The following is a 3,218-nucleotide window of genomic DNA, read 5'->3' on the forward strand; positions in this document are numbered from 1 at the left end:
GCCGTGCCGCTGGCGCCGTGCCGCTGGCGGTGTTCCAGAGCCGCATGGTCTGGTCGGCGGTGGTCATCGGGGTCAGCGTCAACTTCACCTATTACGGCGTGATCTTCGTGCTGGGCCTCTTTCTCCAGCGGTCGGCCGGCTACAGCGTGGTGCAGGCGGGCCTGGCCTTCCTGCCGCTGACGGCGACCTTCATCGTCTCCAACCTGCTGAGCGGGCGGATCGTCCACCGGTTCGGCTCGGCGCGGACCATGGCCGGCGGGGTGCTGGTGGCGGCGCTGGGCTACGCCCTGACCAGCCGCCTGTCGGCGCACAGCCCGTTCTGGGCGATGATCCCCGGCTTCCTGCTGATCCCCGGCGGCATGGGCACGGCCGTGCCGGTGATGACCAGCGCCCTGCTGGCCAGCGTCGACCGTCACTTCTCGGGCACCGCCTCGGGGGTGCTGAACGCCTGCCGCCAGGCGGCGGGCGCGACCGGGGTGGCGGTGATGGGCGCCCTGGCGGCCGGAGGACCAGAGCGGATCGCCGCCGGCCTGCGGACCTCGGGCCTGATCGCGGCGGTGGTGTTGGTCGGCGCGGCCTGGGTGGCGTGGCGCAGCGAGGGCAAGTCCGGAACCGTCGGCTAGCCGACCGCAACTGAATGAAACAGCGCCCGTTCTGGCTTCCGAAGACGGAAACGGGCTGTGTTTCGTTGGATGAGAGTCCCACGCTCCAGCGCCGCGGCTTGAAACCCCGCTCGCCATGAGGTCTGCTGCACCTTGGCCGTGATCATGGCCGGGAAGGAACACGGGGCATGGTGGATACCCGTGATCAGGGTCTCGCCCTCGAGTCGTTCGCGCCCAGTGACATGCGCGAGCGGATAGAGGCGTTCGACTGGGCGGCCACCCCGCTCGGCCCGCGCGCGACCTGGTCGCCCAGCCTGACGTTCGCTGTCGACATGATCGTCGCCAGCCGGTTTCCCAGCGCCCTGCGCTGGGGCCCCGAGCTGGTGCTGATCTATAACGACGCCTATGCGCCGATGCTGGGCGAGCGCCATCCGCGCACCCTGGGCAAGACCTTCGCGGAGGCGCCGCCGACCTCGGCCGCCGATTCCGAAGGACCCGAACGGGCGGTCCTGGCCGGAGCCAGCGGCGGCACGATCATCGAGGATCTGTTCCTGACCACGGAACAACCTGACGGCTCGGTCACCGACGGCTATTTCACCATCCGCATCAGCCCGATGCCCGACGCCGCCGCCCCGTCCGGGGTAGGCGGCGTGCTGATCGCCCTGACCGACGTCACCCGGCGGGTGAAGGCCGAGCAGGCCCTGCGCGCCAGCGAGGAGCGCTACCAACTGGCCCTGCGGGCGGCCAGCGGCGTGGGCACCTGGGACTGGGACATCGTCGACGACAAGGTCTATGCCGACGCCCGCTACGCGGTGTTCCACAATGTCGATCCCGATCGGGCCGCCGCCGGCGTCTCGTTGTCGGAATACAGCAAGGCCCTGCACCCCGAAGACTTTGCGCGGCTGCTCCAATCGGGGCGCACCCACCTGAAGACCACCGGCGATTTCGACGAGGAATACCGGCTGATCCAGGCCGACGGCTCCATCCGTTGGGTGCAGACCCGCGGCCGGGTCGAGCGCGACGTCGACGGCCGGGCCGTCCGCCATCGCGGGGTGATGGTCGACATCACCGAGCGCAAGCGCATCGAGCAGGCCCTAGAGGCCGCCGAGGCCGACCTGCGCATCGCCGTCGACGCCGCGGGCCTGGGCCGCTGGGATCACAACCCGCAGACCGGCGAGCGCTATTGGGACAAGCGCTGCCGCGAGATCTACGGCCTGCCGGACGGCATGATCGAGAACCCGCTCGACGCCTTCGAGCGCCTGGTCCACGCCGAAGACCTGCCGGCGCTGATGGAGGCTGTGCGCGCCGCCATGGACCCGGCCAGCGACAACACGATCAATCGCGAATACCGCATCCGGCGCCACGACGACGGCGTGGTGCGCTGGATCGAGACCTTCGGCCGGGCCTTCTTCCACGACGGCCAGTGCGTGCGCTTCGTGGGCGTGGTCTCCGACGTCACCGAGCGCAAGGAGGCCGAGGCCGACCAGGTGCTGCGCGAGGCGACCATGGCCCTGGCCCTGGACGCCGGCAATGTCGGCACCTGGGACTACGACGTCCGCAAGCGCCTGCTGCGCTGGTCCGAGCGCGGCTACGACATGTTCGGCATGGCGCCGGGCGCCGATGTCGGCCTGAACGACTTCTACGCCGCCATGCATCCCGACGATCGCGAATCCACGCGCCAGGCCTTGCTGGCGGCGATGAATCCCGCCATCCGCGCCGACATCGACGTCGAATACCGCACGATCGGCCGCGACGACCGCCAGGAACGCTGGATCTCGGCCAAGGGGCGCGGCTTCTTCGACGACAACGGCCGGCCGGCCCGGGTGGTCGGGGCCACCGTCGACATCACCGAACGCAAGAAGGCCGAGCTGCATCTGCGGCTGCTGGTCAACGAGCTGAATCACCGGGTGAAGAACTCGCTGGCCACGATCCAGGCCATCGCCGGCCAGACGTTCCACGCCGCCCGCTCCCTGCCTCAGGCCCAGGAGGCCTTCTCGGCCCGCATCGTCGCCCTGGCCGAGGCCCACGACCTGCTGACGCGGGAGAACTGGGAGGGGGCGGACCTGCTGGACCTGCTGGGCCGACTGGAGGTCCTGCACGGCGGGCCGGGGCGGTTCACGACCGAGGGGGGATCGGTGCGGCTGTCGCCGCGCATGGCCCTGTCGCTGTCGATGGCTCTGCACGAGCTGGCGACCAACGCGGTCAAGTACGGCGCGCTGTCGACGATGCTGGGCCATGTGCGGATCTCGTGGACCGTGATCCCGGGCGGCGCCCATCCGCGCCTGGTGCTGACCTGGGCCGAGAGCGGCGGCCCGCCGGTCTCGCCGCCGTCCAGGCGCGGCTTCGGCTCGCGGCTGATCGAACGCGGCCTGGCGGCGGAGCTGTCGGGCGTGGCGCACATCGACTTCCAGCCCGACGGGGTGGTGTGCCGGATCGAGGCGGGGCTGGACGGGTAGGGGGCGATCGTCGTCCGGCGCCTGGCTGGTCGATCAGTTCCCCCCTCATTTCAACCGTCATTCCCGCCCTTGTGGCGGGAACCCTTGGTTCAGCTGACGGTGAGACGCCTTGGCGCGCTGGCGCGCCACACAACTGCTCTTGCGGCGGACAGAGGGGTTC

Annotated in this window: 3 protein-coding genes; 2 read left to right on the forward strand and 1 reads right to left on the reverse strand. The window is 70.4% G+C overall.

All coding sequences use genetic code 11. The annotated features are described in order from the left end of the window. The coding region (locus tag AC1DZ6_RS22040) for an MFS transporter (protein WP_477099260.1) at nucleotides 1–623 on the forward strand (623 nt) is incomplete at its 5' end. 167 nt (nucleotides 624–790) lie between these two features. Further along, on the forward strand, nucleotides 791–3,058 hold the full coding sequence (locus AC1DZ6_RS22045; protein ID WP_477099261.1) for a PAS domain-containing sensor histidine kinase: 2,268 nt from the start codon (nucleotides 791–793) through the stop codon (nucleotides 3,056–3,058). 57 nt (nucleotides 3,059–3,115) lie between these two features. Here the strand turns inward: AC1DZ6_RS22045 and AC1DZ6_RS22050 are convergent. After that, nucleotides 3,116–3,218 (reverse strand): hypothetical protein (locus AC1DZ6_RS22050; RefSeq protein WP_477099262.1); only part of this gene is annotated, 103 nt, incomplete at its 5' end.

The organism is Caulobacter sp. P1_B12_2 (assembly GCF_056406675.1).

Coding starts and splice junctions, on each gene's coding strand:
- AC1DZ6_RS22045 (WP_477099261.1), top strand. CDS start 791: ATGGTGGATACCCGTGATCAGGGTCTCGCCCTCGAGTCGTTCGCGCCC.